Raw genomic sequence first — 22202 nt, forward strand, 5'->3', positions numbered from 1 at the left:
CCCTCTTTGGCACGCCCCGGTGGCGGCGCCGGCGATTATACAATCGCCGGATTGAAGCGCCCCGATCCTCCGAAGGACGAACGTCACATGCAGACAGATATTCCAGGCCATGGCCAGGACGTCGCCGTACTGATCCCCTGCTTCAACGAGGCATTGGCGATCGCCCGGGTGATCAGGGACTTCCACACCGCGCTACCGCATGCCCGCATCCACGTGTTCGACAATGCCTCCACGGACCGTACGGTCGAGATTGCCAGGGAAGCCGGAGCGATCGTGCGCACGGTGGGCCTCCGCGGCAAGGGCAACGTGGTGCGGCGCATGTTCGCGGACGTGGATGCCGACATCTACGTCCTGGTCGACGGAGACGCGACCTACGACGCTTCGAGCGCGCCCGTGATGATCCAGCGGCTGCTGCATGAAGGGGCTGACATGGTGGTCGGCGCCCGCAAGGACGACAACCTCGCGGGGGCTTACCGTAGCGGGCACCGGCTCGGCAACCGGCTGCTTACCGGCTGCGTTGCCATGATCTTCGGCGGCACATTCACGGACATGTTATCCGGCTACCGAGTATTCACTCGCCGCTACGTGAAATCCTTCCCCGCCCTGTCCGCCGGCTTCGAGACGGAAACGGAGCTGACCGTGCATGCGCTAGAACTGCGCATGCCTTGGAGTGAAGTGGACACGCCCTACTCGACCCGGCAAGAAGGCTCGGAGAGCAAGCTTTCGACTTACAAGGACGGTCTGCGCATCCTGCGGATGATCCTGCGCCTGTTCGTCGCGGAGAGACCCCTTCATTTCTTCGGGCTCGTGGGCGCGCTGTCGCTGGTCACCGGCATCGCCATCGCCGTGCCGTTGCTCACGACGTACCTTGCCACCCATGAAGTGCCACGGCTTCCCACGGCGCTGCTGTCCACGGGCCTGGCACTCGTGGCGGTGATCTCGCTGGTGTGTGGCCTGATCATGGACGCCGTCACCCGCGGGCGCAGGGAAATGAAGCGCCTGTTCTACCTGAGCATCCCAGGGCCCACGAAGCCTGACGACATCAGGCCCTAGACGGCGTCGCCGCCATGGGACGGCGCGCCGTCCACATAGCCGATCACGCGCGCGGGATTGCCGACGACAATGGCCCTTTCGGGCACGTCGTGCGTGACCACCGCCCCAGCCCCGATCATCGCCCTGGAGCCGATCTCTAGGCCAGGCAGGATCGTGGCGCCTCCGCCTATCGATGCACCGGTCCGGACCACCGTCTGCTGGAACGGCTGGCTGTGCTCCCTCGACCGCGGAAACCGGTCATTGGTAAACGTCACATTCGGCCCGACAAAAACATCATCCTCAAGCCGCAACCCATCCCACAACTGCACCCCACTCTTCACCGTCACCCGATCGCCAACGACCACATCGTTCTCGATAAAGCAATGCGAGCAGATATTGCAATCGTCACCAATAGTGGCCCCCGGCAGGATCACGACGAACTGCCACACCCGCGTCCGCTCGCCGATGCGCAACGACTGCACATCGGCGAGGGCATGGATGTACGGCTGGTCGCTCATTCCACCGTCACCGACTTGGCCAGGTTCCGGGGCTGATCCACATCCGTCCCGCGCTGCACCGCCACGTGATACGCCAGTAGCTGCATCGGCACGGTAAACACCGCCGGAGCGATCAGGTCGCCACCACCGTCGACACGCACGGTGGCGATATGCTCCGCATCCGTGTCCATCTCGGCGCGCTCATCGGCGAACACGATCAACTCGCCGCCACGTGCGCGCACTTCCTGCAGGTTGGACTTCAGCTTATCCAGCAGCGGACCGTTCGGTGCCACGGCGACGATCGGCATGTTCTCGTCCACGAGCGCCAGCGGGCCATGCTTCAACTCACCCGCCGGGTAGGCCTCGGCGTGGATGTACGAGATCTCCTTGAGTTTCAGCGAACCTTCCAGGGCCACCGGGTACTGCGCGCCGCGCCCCAGGAACAATGCGTGCTGCTTGTTGATGAAGTGGTCGGCGATCTTCAGGACTTCCGGCTCGCTCTTCAACGCATTCTCGATGTAGCGCGGCAACGACTGCAGTTCCTTGCAATGGTCGAGGTAACGGGTGCCATCCAGGCCACGGCGGCGGCCGAGGTCCAGCGCCAGCAATGCGAAAGCGGCCAACTGGGTCGTGAAAGCCTTGGTCGAGGCCACGCCGATCTCGGGGCCCGCCCGGGTCATCAGGCGCAGGTCGGATTCGCGCACCACCGAGGACTCCGGCACATTGCAGATGGCGAAGGTGGCGAGGTAGCCGCGGCGGCGCGATTCGCGCATGGCAGCCAGGGTGTCGGCGGTTTCGCCCGACTGCGACACGGCCACGAACAAGGTGTTTTCCGGCACCACCACGTCGCGGTAGCGGTATTCGCTGGCCACCTCGACCACGACCGGGATGCGTGCCAGTTCCTCGATCCAGTACTTGGCGACCATGCCGGCGTGATAGCTGGTGCCGCAAGCGACGATGTGGATGCCACGTGTCTTGTCGAGGATGGGGTCCGCATCGATGCCGAAGATGTTCGGCAGCACGCCATGCGGCCCGATGCGGCCTTCCAGCGTGTCGGCGACGGCCCGCGGCTGCTCGAAGATTTCCTTCTGCATGTAATGGCGGTATTCGCCACGCTCGACGGAGTCGGCGCTGATCTCGCTTTCATGCGCGGTACGGTCCACCGGGTGGCCATCGAGGTTGAACACCTCGACGGTGTCACGGGTGATCTCGACGACGTCGTCCTCTTCGAGGTACATCATCCGGTTGGTGACCTTGATCAACGCCTGCGCGTCGGACCCCAGGAAATGCTCGCCAATGCCGATACCGACCAGCAAGGGACAGCCGCGACGGGCGCCGACGATACGCTCGGGTTCGTCCAGGCTCATCACGGCGATGGCGTAGGCACCTTCCAGTTCGCGCACGGCGGCGGTCACCGCCTCGCGCAGCGGCATGCCGGCCTGCACGTGCTCGTCGATCACCGCGCCCATCACCTCGGTATCGGTTTCCGAGTGGAACGTCCGGCCCTTGGATTTCAGCGACTCGCGCAGCGACGCGTAGTTCTCGATGATGCCGTTATGCACGATCGCGATGCGGCCCTGTACGTGCGGGTGCGCGTTCTTCTCGCTCGGCACGCCGTGCGTCGCCCAGCGTGTGTGCGCGATACCGGTACCGCCCCGCACGGGATCGGCGTCATAGAGGGCTTCCATCTCGCGGACCTTGCCCTTCGCGCGGACCCGGCGGATCTCGCCGCCATCGGCGATGGCCATGCCCGCGGAATCGTAACCACGGTATTCCAGGGCTTTCAGCCCGGCGATGAGGATGGGCGCGATGTCACGCTGCGCGACTGCGGCGACGATTCCACACATGACGCTTCCCCTTTCCTTAATTGACTTTGCGGCGCAGGTAATTGAGCAGGTCGATACGGGTGATGAGGCCGAGGAACTGCTCGCCATCCATCACGATCGCGACGTGGCCCTTCTCGAACACGGGTAACAGCGCCTCGATCGGCGAGGTGACCTGGAGCATCTCCGGCGAGGCGATCATCGCCGTCGACACCGGGTCACGAAACCGGGTTTCGTCCGCGTGCACGTGCAGGAGCACGTCGGACTCGTCCAGAATGCCGACCAGGCGGTCGTCTTCCATCACGGGCAGCTGCGATACGTCGTACAGCTTCATGCGGTTGTAGGCGGTGATCAGCATGTCGTCCGGCTTCACCACCACCGTGTCGCGCTGGGCGTACGGACGCAGGATGAGGTCGCGCAGGTCGCCGAAGCGCTCGCGTTCGAGGAAGCCGTTGTCGAGCATCCAGTAGTCGTTGTACATCTTCGACAGGTACTTGTTGCCGGTGTCGCAGACCAGGGTCACCACACGCTTCGGCGTGGTCTGTTCACGGCACCACTTCAGCGCGGCGGCGAGCAGCGTGCCCGTGGACGAGCCACCCAGTACGCCCTCTTTCGCCAGCAGTTCGCGCGCGGCGAGGAAGCTTTCCTTGTCGCTGATGGCATACGCCTTCTTCACCATCGAGAAATCGCTGATCGAAGGGAGGAAGTCTTCGCCGATACCTTCCACCATCCAGCTGCCGGACTTCTCCGAGAGCGTGCCCTCGTTGATGTACTGGGCCAGGATCGAGCCGACGGGGTCGGCCAGCACGATCTCGGTGTTCGGCGAATGCTCGCGCAGGTAGGCGGTGAGGCCGCTCATCGTGCCGGACGAACCGCAACCGACCACGATCGCGTCGACCCTGCCATCGAGTTGCTCGAGGATCTCCGGACCGGTGGTCTGCACATGGGCCAGCGGGTTATCCGGGTTGCCGAACTGGTTGATGAAGTAGGCCCCCGGCGTTTCGCGGGCGATGCGCGCGGCCATGTCCTGGTAGTACTCGGGATGACCCTTGGCCACGTCCGACCGCGTGAGCACCACCTCGGCGCCCATGGCCTTGAGGTTGAAGATCTTCTCGCGGCTCATCTTGTCGGGGACGACCAGGATCAGGCGGTAGCCCTTCTGCTGCGCGACCAGCGCCAGGCCGAGGCCGGTGTTGCCGGCGGTGCCCTCGACCAGGGTATCGCCCGGCTTGATCTTCCCGGCGCGCTCGGCGCCCTCGATCATGGACCGGCCGATGCGGTCTTTCACCGAACCGCCCGGGTTGGCGCTTTCGAGCTTCAGGAACAGTTCGCAACAGCCCGCATCCAGGCGCTGGGCACGCACCATGGGGGTGCGACCGATCAGTTCGAGGACGCTGTCATGAACACTCATTGGGACTCCGTGGATGATCCGGCGCGGCCCCTTCGACCTCGCCCTTTGGGCGCACATGATAAAGGGTGGCGCGCTGAACCGATGCCCGGCTTCACGGCCGATCCAAAACGATGTATGGGAAGACCACAAAAAAACGGGCACGTTCCCGTGCCCGTTTTCGTCCTGGACCGGTCAGCCGGCTCAGTGTCGTGAGTTTTGCCAGCTTTCCCACATTCGCTGGAGTTTCTCCTTGGCCTGCAGCTTTTCCTTCTTGAGTCCGGCCAGGCTCTTGTCATCGATGGGCAGGCAGCCGATGTTGGCATCGTGCAGCTTGGTATCGAGTTCCTGGTGACGGTAGAAGAGACGACGGGTTTCGGCATCGGCGTGGATGAACTTTTCGACGTCGTCGCGCTGCTGGTTTTCGAACATAGCAATCTCCTCGCGGTGGGATCGGCCCGCGGCGCGGACCGGTCGTGAGGGGAGACATGCGAGGCACTGTCCGCGCATCGGCGGAAGGGAGGATCGCGATGCGATGTGCCTGGTGAACGTACGCATGCTCCGGCAGGGCCGCCACGTGTTTTTCCCGTGACGGGAGTTCGAAGCTACTCCGCTCGCCAAGGGGGTGCAAGGGCGATCTTTCTGAATTTCCCGTAGGAAAAAAGTTGCCGGTGCAACGGTTTACGCGGCAGGCTTCCGTCAGGCCGCGTGGTTGCTGATGGCGCGCCCGAGGTAGCGGCCGGGAGGCGGTGGGTCCTAGCCGCAAGGCTTAGGGATCGAGGGTGGGAAGCCGCTTAAGCGGCGATGGGTGCTCGCATCACCCCGTCCCGCTGCCGCGGGATCGCCGCTTAAGCGGCTTCCCACCCTTCCTACCCACCTATCTACCAGGGGACGGCTTAGTTGCCGCCACCCTTCTTGCTCTTCTTGGGCGTGCCCGTGGCCGGCGTGGACGCGGGGGCGCCGCCGTCGGACGAGTTGATGTCGCGCATCGCCCGGGCGGCGGCTTCCGCCAGCGCCGCCTGTTTCTTGGCGGCGTTGGCGACCTTGGCCTGCGCGGCGGCGACCTGGCGGGCTTTCTCGCCCTCGGCTTTGGCCTGCTCCAGCGCCTGGGAGTACTCCACGCCCTGCTGCTGCAGGCGGGCGGCCTCTTCCTGGATCATCTGGTTCTGCATGCGCTGCTGTTCGAGCTGGCGGCGGGCCATCTCGGCGTCGAGGCGGCTGGCCTCGAGCAGGATGGCGTCGTGCTCGCGGTCCAACTGGGCGCTCTTGTTCTGGGCATCCTGGTACTGCGCCATGGCCTTGGCGATGTCCACGCGGCGCTCGGCGATGTACCGGTAGTGGGCGTGTTCCTTGTCCTTGGGCTTGAACTGGGCCATCTGGTTGATCGCCTCGCGGGCACGCGCCTGTTCCGCCTGGGCGTAGCCGCCAAGGGACGGATCGGACGAAAGCTGGTCGAGGCTGGAATTCAGGCGGCGCACGTCGAGGTCGTCGGTGGCGGCCATGGCGCTACCCGCCGAAACGGCAAGGACGAGCGCGGAAAGGAGGAGAGTCGAACGCTTCATCACTGGCCTCCCTGGTTGTCGTTCAGGGGCTGGGTCTGGCCGCCGGCCGGCGGTGGGGTGTTGTCGGTCGGCTCCGGCAGGACCGTCTCGGATTCATGCACGTTGCTGGGAATCGGCACCGTGTCGTTGGCATGGTTGTCGATCATCTCCACGCGCATCCGCGAGTTTTCCTGGCTCTTGGCGGTGTTCTGCGCGCGGGCCGCGCCGAGGCGCGCCTTGGCGCGAGCCAATTCGCTGTCCGCGCGGGACTCCTCGGCCAGCGCGGCCGCCTCGTCGTACTTGCGGCTGGCCATGGCCGCCTGGGCCTGGCGGAACTTGCTTTGCGCGTAATCGAGGTCGACCGGCGCATAATCGGCCGCCCCCGCATCGCGCGCGGCTTGGAGTTGGGCGAGGGCCTGATTCATGGCGCCATCGGGCGGGGGCACGCTGGCACAGCCAGCGAGGGTGGCGATCGCCATGGTCAGGGCGGCCACGGCAAGGAGCCGGCGGCCCTGGGACAGGGCTTTCGACGGCAAGTTGTGCACCATCACTCGTTCCTCATACAGATTTGCGAGATATTGTCGATATACAGGTCAGTGAGACCGTCGTCTCGATTGTAATGCGAACGCCCGGGGGTTTAGGTGGATATCGGTTATTTCCTGAAGCTAATGGTGGACAAGGGCGCGTCGGACATGTTCCTGACGACCGGCGCCCCCGTGAACATCAAGGTGGAAGGCAAGCTTTACCCGCTCGGAAATACCGGCCTGCCGAGCGGCATGGTCAAGAAAATCGCCTATTCGCTGATGGACGAGGGCCAGGTACCCCAGTTCGAACGCGACCTCGAGCTCAACATGGCCCTGGCCGTGAAGGAAGCCGGGCGCTTCCGCATCAACGTGTTCAAGCAGCGCGGCGAGATCGGCATGGTCATCCGTGCGATCAAGAGCGAGATCCCCTCGCTGGAAGAACTGCGCCTGCCCACGATCTTCCGCGACCTCATCATGGAGCCGCGCGGCCTGATCCTGGTCGTGGGCGCCACCGGCTCGGGCAAGTCGACCACCCTGGCCGCGATGCTCGACCACCGCAACAACAACAGTTCGGGCCATATCCTCACCATCGAGGACCCGATCGAGTACCTGCACCGGCACAAGCGTTCCATCGTCAACCAGCGTGAAGTGGGGCTGGACACCCACAGCTATCACGAGGCGTTGAAGAACGCGATGCGCGAGGCGCCGGACGTGATCATGATCGGCGAGATCCGCGACACCGACACCATGGAGGCCGCCATCTCGTTCTCCGAAACCGGCCACCTGTGCCTGGCCACCCTGCACTCCAACAACGCCGACCAGACGCTGGAGCGCATCCTCAACTTCTTCCCGGAATCGGCGCACAAGAACGTGCTGATGAACCTGGCCCTGAACCTGCGCGCGGTGATCAGCCAGCGTCTGGTGATCGGCAAGGACGGCCGTCGCATGCCGGCCACCGAGGTGTTGCTCAACACCCCGCTGATCCGCGACATGATCCGCCGCGGCCAGATCCACGAGGTGAAGGACGCCATGGACCGGAGCCTGCAGGAAGGCATGCAGACCTTCGACCAGTCGCTCTACCGGCTGTACAAGGAAGGCCAGATCACCCTCGACGAGTGCCTCAACAAGGCCGACTCGCGCGATGGCCTGGCGTTGAAGATCCGGCTTTCGGAAGGGGCGTCGGGCAACGAGTTCGCATCGAGCGACCCGTACGGGATCGGCGTCTAGCCGCTCGATAGCGGCCACGTGTGTGTGACCTATGTGGGAGTCTGTGACCCATGTGGGAGCCGCCCCTGTGGCGATTCCGCCCTGCTCTGGTGGGAGCCGACCCTGTCGGCGATGCTCTCAGGGAGCGTCCGGCTGCGCCTCAGGCGCGGCCCGCTGGAACGCCTCCAACGCCTGGCATGCCTCCGCCACCCGCCGGATCGTCGGGTACGGCGCCAGGTCCACGCCCCAGCGCACGGCGTTATAGAACTGCGGCACGAGGCAGGCATCGGCCAGCGTGGGCGTATCGCCGTGGCTGTAGCGGCCCGTCGGTCCCTGCGCCAGCAAGGCCTCGAGCCCGTTGAACCCATGGGCGATCCAACGGCGCGACCATGCCTCCTTCGCCGCCGCGTCGGCTCCGAACTCCGACTCGATGGCCTTGAGCACCCGCAGGTTGCCCAAGGGATGGATATCCGCCGCGACCGCCTGCATCAGTTCACGGACGCGCGCCCTGCCCTCCGCATCGGCCGGCATCAGGGGTGGCGTGGGCCGCGTCTCGTCGAGGTATTCCATGATCGCCATCGACTGACGGATGACGCGGTCGCCATCGAGCAGCGTGGGTAGCTGCGCCTGGGGGGACACCTCGCGGTAGGCAGGCTTCAGGTGTTCGCCGCCGTCGTTGACCAGATGGATGGGGCGGGCCTCGTAATCGAGGCCCTTGAGGTTCAGGGCGATGCGCACGCGATAGACGGCGCTGGAGCGCCAGTAGGTGTAGAGGACGAGGGACATGCAGCTTCCTTCTATGGCGTGGCGGATTCTAATGGGTGGCGGCGGGGATGCCTTGCGCGGACAATATCCGTTTCCCTCGACCCAGAGCTGGAGTCCACCGTGTCCGTCACCCGCATGCAAGACCTCGACCTGCGCGGCAAGCGCGTGCTGATCCGCGAAGACCTCAACGTTCCCGTGGAGAACGGCAAGATCACCTCCACGCAGCGCCTCGACGCTGCCCTGCCCACCATCGTCGCCGCGCGCGACGCCGGCGCGAAGGTCATGGTCATCTCCCACCTGGGCCGGCCGAAGGAAGGCGAGTTCGACGAGGCTTCGTCACTAAAGCCAGTGGCCGAATGGCTGGGCAAGAAGCTCGGGAAAGACGTGCGCCTGGTCCGCGACTACCTCGGCGGCGTCGACGTGGCCGATGGCGAAGTGGTCGTCCTCGAGAACTGCCGCATGAACATTGGCGAAGGCAAGGACGACGAAGCCCTGTCGAAGAAGTACGCCGCCCTCTGCGACGTCTTCGTCATGGACGCCTTCGGTACCGCGCACCGCGCCCAGGCGTCCACCCACGGCGTGATCCGCTTCGCACCGGTCGCCGCCGCCGGCCCGCTGCTCGCGAAGGAACTCGACGCGCTGGGCAAGGCGCTCGAGAACCCCGACCACCCGTTGCTGGCGATCGTCGCCGGCTCGAAGGTCTCGACCAAGCTCGAACTGCTGCAGAACCTCGTTGGCCGGGTCGACCAGCTGATCGTGGGTGGCGGTATCGCGAATACCTTCATCCTCGCCGCGGGTCATAAGGTCGGCAAGTCCCTGGTGGAGGCCGACCTGCTCGATACCGCGAAGAAGATCATGGCCGACGCCAAGTCGCGCGGCGCCGAGGTCCCGGTTCCGACGGACGTCGTCGTCGCCACCGAGTTCTCCGCCAGCGCCAAGGCCACGGTGAAGGCCGTCGACCAGGTGGGCGACGATGAGATGATCCTCGACATCGGCCCCGACACCGCCAAGCGCTATGCGGATCTGATCGCCAAGGCGGGCACGGTCGTGTGGAACGGTCCGGTCGGGGTGTTCGAATTCGATGCCTTCGGCAAGGGCACCGAGACGCTGGCACGCGCCATCGCCGCGTCGAAAGCCTTCTCGATCGCGGGCGGTGGCGACACCCTCGCAGCGGTCGACAAGTACGGCATCGAGGACGGTGTCTCCTATATCTCCACGGGCGGCGGGGCTTTCCTTGAATTCCTCGAAGGCAAGGAGTTGCCGGCAGTCGCCGCGCTCCAGGCCCGTGCGGATAGCAAGTAATGCTGATCCTCTTCGACCTCGACGGCACCCTGATCGACTCGGAAATCGGCATCTTCGCTGGCGTTCGCCATTCGCTGGCGAGCGTCGGCGCGGAAGCGCCCGACGACACGGCACTGCGTTCCTGGATCGGTCCGCCGCTGCGGGTCAGCTTTGGCGAAGTCCTCGACGGTGACAGCATTCGCGTGGAAGCGGCGGTCGCCGCGTATTCCCAGCGTTTCCGTGAGATCGGCTGGTCCGAGCACACGGCCTACGACGGCATCGCGGATGCCATCGCATCCCTCGCCGGCGCGGGCCACCGCCTGGCGGTGGTGACGAGCAAGGTGCGTGCACACGCGGAACCCATCCTCGCCCACCTCCCCTTCGGCCATCTCTTCGAACGCCTTTACGCCCCCGGCCCTGCGACGGCGCACAGCGAGAAAGCCGAGATGATCGCAGCGGCACTGGCCGATTTCGACCACCCCGCCGACGACACGATCATGGTCGGCGATCGTCGCTTCGACATCGAAGGCGCGGTCGCCAATCGTGTTCGTGGCCTCGGCGTGCTGTGGGGGTTTGGCGATCGCGACGAGTTGGAGACCGCGGGCGCCTGGAAGGTGATCGAAAAGCCGGCCGAGATCGTGGCGGTTGCGGGGATGCTCGTTCCAGGTTGACGCATGACGGGTTCCGTTACGGGTGCGACGTTCCAGAGGGGACTTCGCCACGCGTTGGTCGAGCCGCCCACATGGATGCGACAAATGCAGGGTAGATCACCTGGCTCCCATAGGCACTGAGGTGGTCGCCATCGAAGAACAACGGCCGGCCATCGCGAAACCCATCACATAGCCTCGTCCCTTCGGGACATAGCGATGGAAGTGGGTCGAATATCGTGACGTCATCGTCTGCCTTGGCGAGTGATTCCAGGTCCGCAAGTACCGGAGCACGAAGCACCTCGAACTCCTCCCGAAGCGTCGACGTACCGGCTTCGCAGATGGGATTGCCCCTGTTCCACCAGTCCGCGCAGCGAAATAACGGTGCCTTGAGCAAGAGGTTGGGGGCCTGAATCGAAACATGGGCGCCCGTCTGCCTGAGTCGATGAAGCAAGGCTACCGCCACTAGCGACGCCGCACGCCGTGAGGCTTGAGCTTCGGCGCCATGAACCTGCGCTACGACGGTCTCATCGGACATGACCCAACCCTGTTCGACATACCTGGGCACCCGCAGCGACGGAAGGAAGATGACGTCGGACGGCCCGAGGCGGGGCAACAGGTCCGCGATGGCAAGATCGGCGGCCTCAATGCAGTGTGCGCTGGACTCGCGGCTCCCTTGCAAGCTCAGGAGCGGGCACCCGCCGTTGTTGTAGACGGTTACGGTCGCACCTGTCTCCATGGCATAGCGTGCGAAGAGAGGACCGTATGCCAGTGCGTGCGAGTCCCCTACGACGAAGACCTTGGGGGCGGATACCGCCGCCGGGCATCCGACGCGTTCGAAAGTCTGATGCCATCCCAGCGGGAGGTCGACACGATGGGGGGAAACAGAACATCCGCTTGGCGATCGTAGTCGTAACGCGCGTGATGGATACCAATCGGCACGCTCCTTCGCCACCACGCTTGGGGAAATCCGATGCTGCTGTTTCTGCAGTGTCTGTGCGGTGAAGGCTGCGATCGCGACGGCAAGAACACCAAATCCTATCGTCCGGGCTGGGCGACGCGCCCCTGGCGATGCCTTGAAAGGTCGTTCTATAAAACGCTGCGATACCCATGCCAGTCCGAACGACAACATCAACGCGGACAGCATGTGAAGAGGACCCTCTAAACCGACGGTCCAGCGAAACAAGACGAAGATGGGCCAATGCCACAGGTAGAGCGAATAAGACAACTCTCCGATGCGTCGCAGTGGCTCGATGCCGAGCAGTCGCCCCAACCACCGCCGCGCTCCCTGCCCGTGCAACGCGGCAATCAGGAGCGCAGTAGCTACCATGGGCAACCACGCACCCCGCCCAGGGAACGAGTCGGGGCGACTGGACGCGAATGCGATACCAAGGGCGATGAGCGCGACCGGAGGTGTCCATGTTCCGAGCATTTCCAACGGTCCATGCGCGGAACTAACATCCTTGCGATTTCCCAACAGCCAACCAAGCGCGACACCCGCCGCCAGTTCCCAGAACCGGGTAGTGAGCAGGTAATAGGCCGCGCCACCCTGGTTGCCACCCATCCACGCATAAGCACCGGAAGCCACTGCCGCCATCGCCAGGATGACGCCAGCACCGATCCTCCATCGACCACCGCAAGTCCAACCCCATAGGAGCAAAGGCACGGCGAGATAGAACTGCTCCTCGACCGCGAGCGACCAAGTGTGCGTGAACGGATTGAACGTGGAGACAGGTGAAAAATAATCGTTGGCGTTCCGGGCGAGCTCGATGTTGCTCATCCCGAAGAAAGCGAGGCGACCTGTCCGGGGAATGGAATCACTCAGCCAAGACGCGGGAATCCATAGTGCCGATGCCCACGACGTGACGAGCAGGCAAACGACGAGCGCGGGAAGAATCCGCAGGAATCGGCGTGCGAGGAAATCGCCGAGAAACGTCAGCGGCGAATTGCTTCCCCGGGACAGCGAGGAGATCGTGACGACGAATCCAGAGATGACGAAGAATACGTCGACGCCAGCGAAGCCACCGGGAAGCACCTCTGGAGCGAGGTGGTACAAGACGACAGCGAGAACGGCGATCGCTCTGAGACCGTCGATGTAAGGCAGGTACGTTGCGCGATGGGAGGTCGTCTTCATGACAGTCATGCTCCTGGGCCGCGAAGACTAGCAGCTTTTTTTCAGGACATGGCTTGCCTGATCAAGGTCCCTGAAAAACGAGGCCCCCTTCCGGGGGCCTCGCTCGTCTTACTTGATCACGCTCTTCACCGCATCCACCACGGCCGTGGTGGTGATGCCGAAGTGTTCATACAGCTTGTCGATCGGGGCGGAGGCGCCGAAGGTCGTCATGCCGACCGCCTTGCCGTCCAGGCCGATGTACTTCGACCAGAAGTCGACGCTGGCCGCTTCCACCGCCACGCGGGCACGGCACCACGACGGCAGGACGCCTTCGCGGTATTCAATCGGCTGGGCGTCGAATTCTTCCGTGCAGGGCATCGAGACGACGCGGACCGGCACGCCCTGGTCGCCCAGTGCCTGCGCGGCTTCGACGGCGATGCCGACTTCCGAGCCGGTGGCGATGATGATCGCCTTGAACTTCTCCTGCGATTCCCAAAGGACGTAGCCGCCCTTCTCGATGTCGGCGACCTGCTGCTCGGTGCGCGGATTGTGCTTGAGGTTCTGGCGCGAAAAGATCAGGCACGACGGGTTACCCGCGCGCTCGATAGCCTTCTTCCAGGAAACCGCCGACTCCACGGCATCGGCCGGGCGCCACACGCGATTGTTCGGGATGAGGCGCAGCGAGCCCAGATGCTCCACCGGCTGATGGGTGGGACCGTCTTCGCCCAAGCCGATCGAGTCGTGGGTATAGACATGGATCGCATGCGCCGGGATCAGCGCCGACATGCGCACGCCGTTGCGCGCGTAGTCGGAGAACACGAGGAAGGTGGCGTCGTAGGGAACGAAGCCGCCGTGCAGGGCGATGCCGTTCGAGATCGCCGTCATGCCGAACTCGCGCACGCCGTAGTGGATGTAGTTACCTTCGGCGCCACCGGTGGCGATGTTCTTCGAGCCCTTCCAGATGGTGAGGTTCGACGGGGCGAGGTCGGCCGAACCGCCGATCAGTTCCGGCAGGAGCGGACCGAACGCATCGAGAGCCATCTGCGACGCCTTGCGCGAAGCGACCACCGGGCCTTCCGCCTGCAGCTTCTTGACATAGGCGGCTGCGCTTTCCTTCCAGTTGGACGGCAACTCACCCGCGATACGGCGCTTGAATTCGGCGGCGAGTTCCGGGAACGCCTTCGCGTACGCGTCGAACTTATCGTTCCAGGCCTTCTCGGCCTTGGCACCGGATTCCTTGGCGTCCCACGAGACGTAGATCTCTTCCGGAATCTCGAAGGGACCGTATTTCCAGCCCAGCCTTTCACGGGCGGCCTTCACTTCGTCCGGACCCAGCGGCGCGCCGTGCGAGGATTCCTTGCCTTCCTTGTTGGGGGCGCCGAAACCAATCACGGTCTTGCAGATCACCAGCGAGGGCTTTTCGCTCTGCGAGGTGGCCGCGGCGATGGCCTTCTTGATCGCTTCGGCGTCGTGGCCGTCCACCGGCTTGTCGTCGTCACCGACGACGACGTTCCAGCCATAGGCACGGAAGCGCTCGGCGGTGTTGTCGGTGAACCAGTCGTGGACTTCGCCGTCGATCGAGATGCCGTTGTCGTCGTAGACGGCCACGAGCTTGCCGAGCTTCAGCGTGCCGGCGAGCGAGCAGACTTCATGCGAGATGCCTTCCATGAGGCAACCGTCACCGACGAACACGAAGGTGTGGTGGTCGACGATGTCGTGACCAGGACGGTTGAAGCGCGCGGCCAGCACCTCCTCGGCGATGGCGAAACCGACGGCATTGGCGAGACCCTGGCCGAGTGGGCCCGTGGTGGTCTCGACGCCGGGGGTGTGGTGGTACTCGGGGTGGCCGGCGGTGCGGAACCCCAGCTGGCGGAAGTGCTTGAGGTCCTCGATACCCAGGTCGTAGCCGGTGAGGTGGAGCAACGCATACTGCAGCATGGAGCCATGGCCGTTGGACAACACGAACCGGTCACGGTTGGGCCAATGCGGATTGGTCGGGTTATGGTGGAGGAAGTCACCCCACACCACTTCAGCGATGTCGGCCATGCCCATCGGCATGCCCGGATGCCCGGACTTGGCGGCTTCGACACCATCCATGGCCAGTGCGCGGATCGCGTTTGCGCGTTCGCGGCGTGTCGTCATCGGCGTTCTCCAGTTAGCAGGCGGCGGAAAAACTACGATTGTCGCGCATTGGTTCCTGCTTGTCGTGGACGTTCGTGCCGCAGCGCACAAGTTAACCTCGGCTTAATCTTTTAACACCGATTTTTGAATCTCTTCAGGTACGGGCGGTTCTAATCGTTCACGGCCATCGACCTTCCCCCATCCCCCAAACGGACGGTGGCCGCCCCGAAAAGAAGAGGAACATCTCCATGAAAAAGGCAGCTCTTGCCCTTGCGGTTTCTTGCGTCTCGTTCGCGGCCATTCCGGCCTTCGCCCAGGACAGCAATCCTGCTGTGTCCGGCAACTACCAGCCCAGCCAGGCCGTGGGTAGCGGCAACTGGTTCATCGGCGCCAACGTCGGCCGCACCAACGGCAGCGACACCGGTGGCTTCGGCAGCGACACCGGCGGATTCAACTTCCTTCACGGCGAGAAAGATCGTCGCACGGGCTACGGCCTGCTCGGCGGCTATCGCTGGAAGGTCGGTCCGGACCTCGGCCTCGGCGTCGAGGCGGGCTATGCGGACCTCGGCAACTATCGCGTGAAGAACGTCTTCGAGTCGGGCCAGGACGTGGACCAGAAGGGCACGCGCAATGCACTGCGTGGCTGGATGGTCGGCGTCAACGGCAAGATCAACCTGGTGCCGCAGTGGTACATCAGCGCGCACGGCGGCTACTTCCGCGCCAATGACAACAACCAGAACTACAACAACAGCGTAGGCCAGGATCTCGGCTTCTCCAGCGGCGGCCGCCCGGATCGCGGCAGCTGGTATGCCGGCCTCGGCACCGGCTGGGACGTCAACGAGCATTTCGGCGTGGGTGTCAGCTATGACTACTTCCATGCCGACGCCGGCAAGGTCCGCAACAACACCACGGGCGAAGTCTCCCGCGGCCTGAAGCGTTCCACCGGCATCGTTTCGCTCGCGGGCGAATATCGCTTCTAAGCTTCACGTAAAAACTGTCCTTCAACGACAGAGCCGCGACGCCACCCCCGTCGCGGCTTAATCGTTTCTTAATACTGCACTAAGCGGTATTGAATCTATCGGACAGCCCCACATCTAACGTTCTACGCACGGCACCCCCGCTCGTGCGCCGCAGCGCATACGGCATTCCCCCATGGCCGCGCAGCGAACAAGAACAAGAAGCAGGAGAGATCCACCATGAAGAAGACCCTTATCGCCCTCGCCCTGGTCGCCGCCGGCATGGCCGCGGCTCCCGCTTTCGCGCAGGACGCCAATGGCGCCGGCGGTTGGTTCATCAACGGCAATGTCGGTCGCACGTCGGTCGACAAGGACCGCTACGACGGTCACGACACCGGCTATGCGCTCAACGGTGGTTATCGCTGGGCCGTGACCCCGTGGGCCGCCCTGGGTGTCGAGGCCGGCTATAACGACCTCGGCAACATCAACGCGAAGAACTTCTTCAACGGCGACCGCGTCGTCGACCGCCGCAAGTCGGAACTGCATGGCTGGACCGCCGGCGTGAACGGCCACTTCAACGTCGATCCGAAGTGGTACATCAGCGGCCGCGCCGGTATCTATGGCTGGAAGGGCCATGGCGTCAGCAACGACGACGTCACCCGCCGCGACCTCGACAAGACCAGCTGGTACGCCGGCGTGGGCGTGGGCTACGACTTCACGCCGAACTGGAGCCTGGGCATCAACTACGACCACTACGATGCGAAGAAGGACGGCCTGGACCTGTCGACGAACATGACCTCGGTCTCGGCGGAATACCGCTTCTAAGCCCGCTTCGGCTTCGGTCGAAACAAAAAAACCCGGCGCCTCGCGGCGCCGGGTTTTTTCTGGGCGAAACCGGAGGGGCTATCAGCCGCCCTTCTTCCAGCGGCCGAGCGCGGCATCGCCGTTTTCCTTCGCACGCGCATAGACCACGTCCTGGGCCTTCTTCACGTTGTTCTGCTGGTCCTTCGACCAGACGTTCAGCGCCTCGGCCACGAGGGCGCGACCGTAGGAGAAGCTGACCGGCCACGGGTGCGGGCCCATCTGGTTGATGATGTTCAGGTGTTCGGTGGCCTGGGCGTCGGTCTGGCCGCCGGAGAGGAAGACGATGCCCGGCAGGGTGGCCGGCACGGTGGTCTTCAGGACGCGGATGGTGGCATCGGCGACTTCTTCCGGCGTGGCCTGGGCTTCCTTGGGCGCGTGCTTGCCCGGGATCACCATGCTGACCTTCAGGATGGTGCCTTCGAGCATCACGTTCTGCTCGTACAGGGCGTTGAACAGGCTGCGCAGGACGGCCTCGTGCACCTCGTAGCTGACGTCGAGGTCGTGCGTGCTCTCCGGGCCGTCCATGACGATTTCCGGCTCGACCATCGGCACCAGCCCGGCTTCCTGGCACAGCGCCGCGTAGCGGGCCAGCGTGTGCATGTTGGCTTCGATGGCGGTGGAGCTGGGGTTGTCCTCGGTGATGTTGATCACCGCGCGCCACTTGGCGAACTGCGCGCCGAGCTGGGCGTATTCCTTCAGGCGGTCACGCAGGCCATCGAGGCCTTCGGTGATCATGTCGCCCGGGAAACCCGCGAGCGGCACCGGGCCCTTGTCCACCTTGATGCCGGGGATGATGCCGGCCTTCTTCATGGCTTCGACCAGGGGCACGCCGTCCTTGGTCTTCTGCCGGATCGTCTCGTCGAACAGGATCGCCCCGGAGATGTGCTCACCGAGCTTCGGCGTGGTCAGCAGGAGCTCGCGGTAGGCGCGCCTGTTTTCCTCGGTGTTCTCGACACCCGCGGCGTCGAAGCGCTTCTTGATCGTGCCGGTCGACTCGTCGACGGCGATGATGCCCTTGCCCGTGGCAACCATCGCCTGCGCGATCTGTTCGAGGTTTTCGATGCTCATGACAACTCCGTGGAAGTAGTGGTATGCCCCGCGAAGCCTGGGGGGGCGGATGCAAAAACCGGCGGAGTATATGGGAATACCCCGTGGACGCCGTTGTGCGGCGCGATCAACTGGTCTGGTCGTACCCGGGCAGCTTGCACTGGCTCAGGATCGAAGCCTTGCGGGCCGGATCGTCGGGCAGGTTGAAGCCGGCGACGTAGTAGGTCTGCACGGGCTCGGCGGTACCGTTCTGCGCGCCCTTCACGTAAACCAGCTGCTTCACGATGCTGACGCCGACCTGGCCCAAGTCGCCTTCCGGCACGACCTTCGCGATCGTGGGATTTCGCGTCCTGCCGTCGGAGCCGATCATGTAGGTGACGGCGACACAACCGGGCTGGTTGAGGTTCTTGCCCGTGTTGGGCACATCGGCGTCGATGGTCTTGTTGGTGAGGAACCAGTAGCCGGTGAGGCGCTCGGGGGCGACGCGGCGCACGGTCTGCGCCGCGGCGGTGCCGGCGGCGAGGAGGAGGACGGCGGCGATGGCGCCGGTGCGGAAGCTGATGCGGATCATGACGCCCTCGTGGATTTGCCAGGGCATCGAGTTTACTCCCGCCGGGGGATGCGGTGCGTGTGAAATCGTGCGGTGGGCGATCTGGGCCGGCTCGTGATGGTGTTTGCTCCCCTTGCGAACCCCCGACGGAACCCGTGAAGGAGCCACCCCTGAGGCAGCCCTTTGTGGGAGCCGCTTCAGCGGCGATGGGTGCTAGCCCCAGACTGCCCGCTGCCGCGGGATCGCCGCTGAAGCGGCTCCCACAAGGCGGAGTTTCACCGCGGAGCTCGCGGTGGAGCTTCCACGGTGGCGTACCGCCGTTATGGCCAGAGACGGGCCTCTTACAAGTCGCGCAAGCTATCCGCGATACCGTCTTCCCCGACAACCAGCAACTTCAGCGTATTGGTACCGCCACCCCGGCCGATATGGTCGCCGTGGGTGAGGATCACGCGGTCGCCCTTGGTCAGCTTGCCCAGCGCGAACAGGTGCTGGAGCGCGGCACGGGCGGTGTGAGCGGGGTCGAGGTTGCTCTGCTCGAAGTCCACCGGCTGCACGTCGCGCAACACCAGCATGCGGCGGCGGGCCATGTCGGAAGGCGACATCGCGTAGATCGGCACGGCGAAGCGATAGCGCGACAGCCACTGCGCGGTAGCGCCGGATTCGGTCAGCGCGACGATCGCGCGAACGCCGACCTGGGCGGCCAGCAGCATCGCCGCGAGGGCGATGGCCTGGTCGGAACGGTCGATCGAATGCGTGTCCGGGCGCAGGTCGTCGCGCGGCTCGAACTGGCGCTCGGCACCGAGGCAGATGCGGCGCATCGCGGCCACGGCCTTGTCCGGGTGCGCGCCTGCCGCGCTCTCCTGCGAGAGCATCACGGCGTCGGTGCCGTCGATCACGGCATTCGCCACGTCGAGCACTTCGGCGCGGGTCGGGATCGGCGCGGTGACCATCGACTGCAGCATCTGCGTGGCGGTGATGACCGAGCGGTTGCGCTGCACGGATTCGCGGATGATCTTCTTCTGCAGGCCCGGAAGCTCGGCGTCGCCGATCTCCACGCCGAGATCGCCACGGGCGACCATGACCACGTCGGAGGCGTCGATGATCTCGCCCAGCACGGGGATGGCGTCGGCGCGCTCGATCTTCGAGACGATGGCCGCGTCGCCGCCAGCTTCGCGCAGGAGACGGCGTGCTTCGTGCAGGTCCGCGGCGGAACGGACGAAGGACACGGCGAGGAAGTCAGCGCCCATCTCGGCGGCGAGCTTGATGTCGTTACGGTCCTTGTCCGACAGCGCCGCGACCGACAGGCCACCACCCTGGCGGTTCAGGCCCTTGCGGTCGGACAGGCGGCCACCGATCGCGACACGGCAGCGGATCTCGCTGCCCACGACTTCGACGACCGCGAGCGCGACCAGGCCATCGTCCAGCAGCAGGATGTCGCCAGCGCTCACGTCCTTGGGCAGGTCGTAATAGCTCACGCCGACGCGGGTCTGGTTGCCCGGAGGCGCGTCGGGACGGCAGTCGAGGACGAAGCTGTCACCGGTCATCAGGTCGACCGGGCCACCCGCGAATTTCTCGATGCGGATCTTCGGACCCTGCAGGTCGGCCAGGATGCCGACCTCGCGGCCGACCTTGTCGGCCGCCGCGCGTACCGCGGCGGCGCGAGCGCGATGGTCGTCCGGCTGGCCATGCGAAAGGTTCAGGCGGACGATATCCACGCCTTCCTCAAGGATTTTCTCAAGCATCCCCGGCGCATCGGTGGCGGGGCCGAGGGTGGCGACGATCTTGGTGCGGCGTACCTGGATTTCGGTCATGGAGTATTACCTTGTCAGCGTCTTGTTGAGCAGGTCGGCGAGGCGCTTGGCCGCTTCGCGCAGGCGCGTCTCGGCGATCGGCAGGTTGGTCGCCACATAGGCGTCATCGACGCGGTGGCCGTCGGGATAGAAGCCCGGGGTGGCCACGATCGCGCACGATTCCTCCGCCCACTGCGCGTACGGGTTGTCGAAGGGCGCGATCGGGCGCGGCAGCTTCACCGGGCCTTCGGCGGCCAGGCGATCCGCGTAGGCCTGCCATTTGAGGTCACGCGTATAGAGCATCTGCGAGTCCCACACGCGGTGCAGGTTCGTGCCCTTGCCGTCGAACTGCACCTGGTATTCGTTGCCGCCCTTGTCGTCGCGGTTGCCCGCGTGCAGCGGCTGATGCACGTCGCCGACGAAATGGACCACGAATTTCAGCGCCTCGGCGCGTTCCTCATTGGATTTGTGCCGGTCGCCGAGGATGGCCACGTACTTCTCCAGCCCGCCGACGACGCAACGGCCGTCGGCGCAATCGCGCGGCGGCACGTAATGGCACTTCCCGTCGCGGAAATTCACGTAATGCAGGGGTCCGGTGGCCTTGCCCAGGTCTTCCTTCCCGGGCATGTCGCGCAGATGGTCGGGCCAGCTGGCGATGTCGGGCAGGGAATCGGAACCGTCCGCCTTCAGCAGCCGGGTCACCTCGGCCCGGGCCGAGGGGTCCAGCTGGCGCCAGGCCAGTTCGGCGACGATACGATGGCCTATGTCGCCCCAGGCCTGCACGGTGGCGGCGAAGGCGGGAATGGCGAGGGCCAGCAGGGCGGCGATGGTGCGGCGCTTATGGAGGGCTTTCATGGACCAGCAAACGTTTCCGGGCGGGCGAACGGGCAAGTGTGCCACAGCCGGGCTGAGGTCCGGATGACAAATCGCGGCGATGCAGCAAGCAGGGTCCGGGGGCCTTCCGTTACCATGGAGGTTTACACCACCCGCCCCTACTTCGTTAGCACATCCCATCCCGGAGGCAGCACATGACCATCAAGGTCGCCATCAACGGTTACGGTCGCATCGGTCGCAACATCCTGCGCTCGCTCTACGAGGCGAAGAAGAACGGCCAGGACATCCAGATCGTCGCCGTCAACGACCTCGGCAACGCCGAGACCAATGCCCACCTCACCCAGTACGACACGGCCCATGGCCGCTTCCCGGGCGAGGTGTCGGTCGACGGTGGCGACCTGATCGTCAACGGCGACCGGATCAAGGTGTTCGCCGAGCGCGATCCGTCGAAGCTGCCCTGGGGCGAGCACGAGGTCGACGTGGTGATGGAATCCACCGGCTTCTTCACCTCCAAGGCCAAGGCCGGCGCGCACATCGCCGGCGGCGCGAAGAAGGTCATCATCTCCGCCCCGGGCGACAAGGACGTGGACGGCACCTTCGTCATGGGCGTGAACGACGACAAGCTGACCTCGAAGCTCGAAGTCATCTCGAACGCCTCGTGCACGACGAACTGCCTCGCCCCGCTGGCCAAGGTACTGCACCAGAAGATCGGCATCGTCCATGGCCTGATGACCACCATCCATGCCTATACGAACGACCAGGTCCTGACCGACGTCTACCACTCCGACCTGCGCCGCGCCCGTAGCGCCACGCACAGCCAGATCCCGACCAAGACCGGCGCCGCCGCCGCGGTGGGTCTGGTGCTGCCGGAACTCAACGGCAAGCTCGACGGCTTCGCCATGCGCGTGCCGACGATCAACGTCTCGGTGGTCGACCTCACCTTCACCGCCGCGCGCGCCACGACCAAGGAAGAGATCGACGCCGCCATCAACGAAGCCGCGAACGGTTCGCTGAAGGGCATTCTTTCGGTCAACACGCAGCCGCTGGTCTCGATCGACTTCAACCACAACCCGCACTCGTCGATCTACGATTCGACGCAGACGCGCGTGATGGAAGGCACCCTGGTCAAGGTCCTCTCGTGGTACGACAACGAGTGGGGCTTCTCGAACCGCATGCTCGACATGGCCAAGGCCTTGATGGCCGCGAAGTAAGCGCCGCCACAAT

The 22202-nt window shown here is 64.8% G+C and carries 19 protein-coding genes and 1 pseudogene; 7 read left to right on the forward strand and 13 right to left on the reverse strand.

From position 1 onward, the window contains the following. Positions 1-87: 87 nt before the first annotated feature. Positions 88-1053 carry a glycosyltransferase family 2 protein gene (locus AB6730_RS15860; protein WP_371024579.1) on the forward strand — a complete coding sequence of 322 codons (966 nt, stop codon included), beginning with the start codon at positions 88-90 and terminating at the stop codon, positions 1051-1053. A gap of 32 nt (positions 1054-1085) precedes the next feature. Here AB6730_RS15860 and AB6730_RS15865 read toward each other — a convergent pair. From AB6730_RS15865 to AB6730_RS15890, 6 genes and pseudogenes are all read right to left on the reverse strand, one after another. Then, a pseudogene (locus AB6730_RS15865) lies at positions 1086-1550 on the reverse strand (acyltransferase); the annotation flags it as partial. Beyond that, entirely contained in the window at positions 1547-3376 is a 1830-nt protein-coding gene (gene glmS / locus AB6730_RS15870) for a glutamine--fructose-6-phosphate transaminase (isomerizing) (protein WP_371024580.1), read from the reverse strand. The gene glmS and the pseudogene AB6730_RS15865, both read right to left, overlap by 4 nt. Positions 3377-3392: 16 nt before the next feature. Continuing rightward, entirely contained in the window at positions 3393-4763 is a 1371-nt protein-coding gene (locus tag AB6730_RS15875) for a pyridoxal-phosphate dependent enzyme (RefSeq protein ID WP_371024581.1), read from the reverse strand. Positions 4764-4943: 180 nt separating this feature from the next. Then, positions 4944-5171, reverse strand: coding sequence for a YdcH family protein (locus AB6730_RS15880; protein WP_371024582.1), 228 nt, complete (start codon positions 5169-5171; stop codon positions 4944-4946). 464 nt (positions 5172-5635) lie between these two features. Beyond that, complete coding sequence (locus AB6730_RS15885) at positions 5636-6301, reverse strand: DUF4398 domain-containing protein (RefSeq protein ID WP_371024583.1); 666 nt, start codon at positions 6299-6301, stop codon at positions 5636-5638. Next, on the reverse strand, positions 6301-6828 hold the full coding sequence (locus AB6730_RS15890) for a DUF4398 domain-containing protein (RefSeq protein WP_371024584.1): 528 nt from the start codon (positions 6826-6828) through the stop codon (positions 6301-6303). The genes AB6730_RS15885 and AB6730_RS15890 overlap by 1 nt, the downstream gene beginning before the upstream one ends. Positions 6829-6948: 120 nt before the next feature. Between AB6730_RS15890 and AB6730_RS15895 the strand changes: the two genes are divergently transcribed. Further along, entirely contained in the window at positions 6949-8031 is a 1083-nt protein-coding gene (locus AB6730_RS15895) for a PilT/PilU family type 4a pilus ATPase (RefSeq protein ID WP_371024621.1), read from the forward strand. A gap of 117 nt (positions 8032-8148) precedes the next feature. On the opposite strand, the gene maiA is transcribed toward AB6730_RS15895, so the two are convergent. Then, positions 8149-8796: a maleylacetoacetate isomerase gene (maiA, locus tag AB6730_RS15900; protein WP_371024585.1), complete on the reverse strand. Its 648-nt coding sequence runs from the start codon at positions 8794-8796 to the stop codon at positions 8149-8151. Positions 8797-8895: 99 nt separating this feature from the next. Between maiA and AB6730_RS15905 the strand changes: the two genes are divergently transcribed. After that, a complete protein-coding gene (locus AB6730_RS15905) occupies positions 8896-10077 on the forward strand; it encodes a phosphoglycerate kinase (RefSeq protein WP_371024586.1) in 1182 nt (393 codons plus the stop codon). Then, the gene (locus AB6730_RS15910; protein WP_371024587.1) at positions 10077-10727 is read left to right on the forward strand and encodes an HAD hydrolase-like protein; all 651 of its coding nucleotides are present in this window, start codon (positions 10077-10079) and stop codon (positions 10725-10727) included. The genes AB6730_RS15905 and AB6730_RS15910 overlap by 1 nt, the downstream gene beginning before the upstream one ends. A gap of 16 nt (positions 10728-10743) precedes the next feature. Here AB6730_RS15910 and AB6730_RS15915 read toward each other — a convergent pair whose 3' ends face one another. Further along, the gene (locus AB6730_RS15915; protein ID WP_371024588.1) at positions 10744-12837 is read right to left on the reverse strand and encodes an acyltransferase family protein; all 2094 of its coding nucleotides are present in this window, start codon (positions 12835-12837) and stop codon (positions 10744-10746) included. Positions 12838-12945: 108 nt separating this feature from the next. Continuing rightward, the gene (tkt, locus tag AB6730_RS15920) at positions 12946-14958 is read right to left on the reverse strand and encodes a transketolase (RefSeq protein WP_371024589.1); all 2013 of its coding nucleotides are present in this window, start codon (positions 14956-14958) and stop codon (positions 12946-12948) included. Positions 14959-15185: 227 nt separating this feature from the next. Between tkt and AB6730_RS15925 the strand changes: the two genes are divergently transcribed. Together AB6730_RS15925 and AB6730_RS15930 are read left to right on the forward strand one after the other, a co-directional pair. Continuing rightward, on the forward strand, positions 15186-15917 hold the full coding sequence (locus tag AB6730_RS15925; protein WP_371024590.1) for a porin family protein: 732 nt from the start codon (positions 15186-15188) through the stop codon (positions 15915-15917). A 216-nt stretch (positions 15918-16133) separates the two neighbouring features. Next, complete coding sequence (locus tag AB6730_RS15930; protein ID WP_371024591.1) at positions 16134-16718, forward strand: porin family protein; 585 nt, start codon at positions 16134-16136, stop codon at positions 16716-16718. An 81-nt stretch (positions 16719-16799) separates the two neighbouring features. Here the strand turns inward: AB6730_RS15930 and AB6730_RS15935 are convergent, their stop codons facing one another. The 4 genes from AB6730_RS15935 to AB6730_RS15950 form a co-directional block, all read right to left on the reverse strand. Continuing rightward, positions 16800-17825: a class I fructose-bisphosphate aldolase gene (locus tag AB6730_RS15935; RefSeq protein WP_371024592.1), complete on the reverse strand. Its 1026-nt coding sequence runs from the start codon at positions 17823-17825 to the stop codon at positions 16800-16802. Between the two features lie 106 nt (positions 17826-17931). Continuing rightward, positions 17932-18402 carry an energy transducer TonB gene (locus AB6730_RS15940; RefSeq protein ID WP_371024593.1) on the reverse strand — a complete coding sequence of 157 codons (471 nt, stop codon included), beginning with the start codon at positions 18400-18402 and terminating at the stop codon, positions 17932-17934. A gap of 293 nt (positions 18403-18695) precedes the next feature. Further along, a complete protein-coding gene (pyk, locus tag AB6730_RS15945) occupies positions 18696-20165 on the reverse strand; it encodes a pyruvate kinase (protein ID WP_371024594.1) in 1470 nt (489 codons plus the stop codon). Positions 20166-20171: 6 nt separating this feature from the next. Then, positions 20172-20999 (reverse strand): S1/P1 nuclease, encoded by an 828-nt coding sequence (locus tag AB6730_RS15950; RefSeq protein ID WP_371024595.1) that lies wholly within the window; start codon positions 20997-20999, stop codon positions 20172-20174. A gap of 173 nt (positions 21000-21172) precedes the next feature. Between AB6730_RS15950 and gap the strand changes: the two genes are divergently transcribed. Beyond that, positions 21173-22189, forward strand: coding sequence for a type I glyceraldehyde-3-phosphate dehydrogenase (gap, locus tag AB6730_RS15955; protein WP_371024596.1), 1017 nt, complete (start codon positions 21173-21175; stop codon positions 22187-22189). The last annotated feature ends 13 nt before the right edge of the window (positions 22190-22202 follow it).

This window comes from Luteibacter sp. RCC_6_2, assembly GCF_041360655.1.
Lineage (GTDB): Bacteria > Pseudomonadota > Gammaproteobacteria > Xanthomonadales > Rhodanobacteraceae > Luteibacter.

Bases quoted from the DNA above. Each gene is read 5' to 3' on its own strand.
- AB6730_RS15860 (WP_371024579.1), top strand. From the start codon at position 88: ATGCAGACAGATATTCCAGGCCATGGCCAGGACGTCGCCGTACTGATC.
- glmS (WP_371024580.1), bottom strand. From the start codon at position 3,376: ATGTGTGGAATCGTCGCCGCAGTCGCGCAGCGTGACATCGCGCCCATC.
- AB6730_RS15875 (WP_371024581.1), bottom strand. From the start codon at position 4,763: ATGAGTGTTCATGACAGCGTCCTCGAACTGATCGGTCGCACCCCCATG.
- AB6730_RS15880 (WP_371024582.1), bottom strand. From the start codon at position 5,171: ATGTTCGAAAACCAGCAGCGCGACGACGTCGAAAAGTTCATCCACGCC.
- AB6730_RS15885 (WP_371024583.1), bottom strand. From the start codon at position 6,301: ATGAAGCGTTCGACTCTCCTCCTTTCCGCGCTCGTCCTTGCCGTTTCG.
- AB6730_RS15890 (WP_371024584.1), bottom strand. From the start codon at position 6,828: ATGGTGCACAACTTGCCGTCGAAAGCCCTGTCCCAGGGCCGCCGGCTC.
- AB6730_RS15895 (WP_371024621.1), top strand. From the start codon at position 6,949: ATGGTGGACAAGGGCGCGTCGGACATGTTCCTGACGACCGGCGCCCCC.
- maiA (WP_371024585.1), bottom strand. From the start codon at position 8,796: ATGTCCCTCGTCCTCTACACCTACTGGCGCTCCAGCGCCGTCTATCGC.
- AB6730_RS15910 (WP_371024587.1), top strand. From the start codon at position 10,077: ATGCTGATCCTCTTCGACCTCGACGGCACCCTGATCGACTCGGAAATC.
- AB6730_RS15915 (WP_371024588.1), bottom strand. From the start codon at position 12,837: ATGAAGACGACCTCCCATCGCGCAACGTACCTGCCTTACATCGACGGT.
- tkt (WP_371024589.1), bottom strand. From the start codon at position 14,958: ATGACGACACGCCGCGAACGCGCAAACGCGATCCGCGCACTGGCCATG.
- AB6730_RS15925 (WP_371024590.1), top strand. From the start codon at position 15,186: ATGAAAAAGGCAGCTCTTGCCCTTGCGGTTTCTTGCGTCTCGTTCGCG.
- AB6730_RS15930 (WP_371024591.1), top strand. From the start codon at position 16,134: ATGAAGAAGACCCTTATCGCCCTCGCCCTGGTCGCCGCCGGCATGGCC.
- AB6730_RS15935 (WP_371024592.1), bottom strand. From the start codon at position 17,825: ATGAGCATCGAAAACCTCGAACAGATCGCGCAGGCGATGGTTGCCACG.
- AB6730_RS15940 (WP_371024593.1), bottom strand. From the start codon at position 18,402: ATGCCCTGGCAAATCCACGAGGGCGTCATGATCCGCATCAGCTTCCGC.
- pyk (WP_371024594.1), bottom strand. From the start codon at position 20,165: ATGACCGAAATCCAGGTACGCCGCACCAAGATCGTCGCCACCCTCGGC.
- AB6730_RS15950 (WP_371024595.1), bottom strand. From the start codon at position 20,999: ATGAAAGCCCTCCATAAGCGCCGCACCATCGCCGCCCTGCTGGCCCTC.
- gap (WP_371024596.1), top strand. From the start codon at position 21,173: ATGACCATCAAGGTCGCCATCAACGGTTACGGTCGCATCGGTCGCAAC.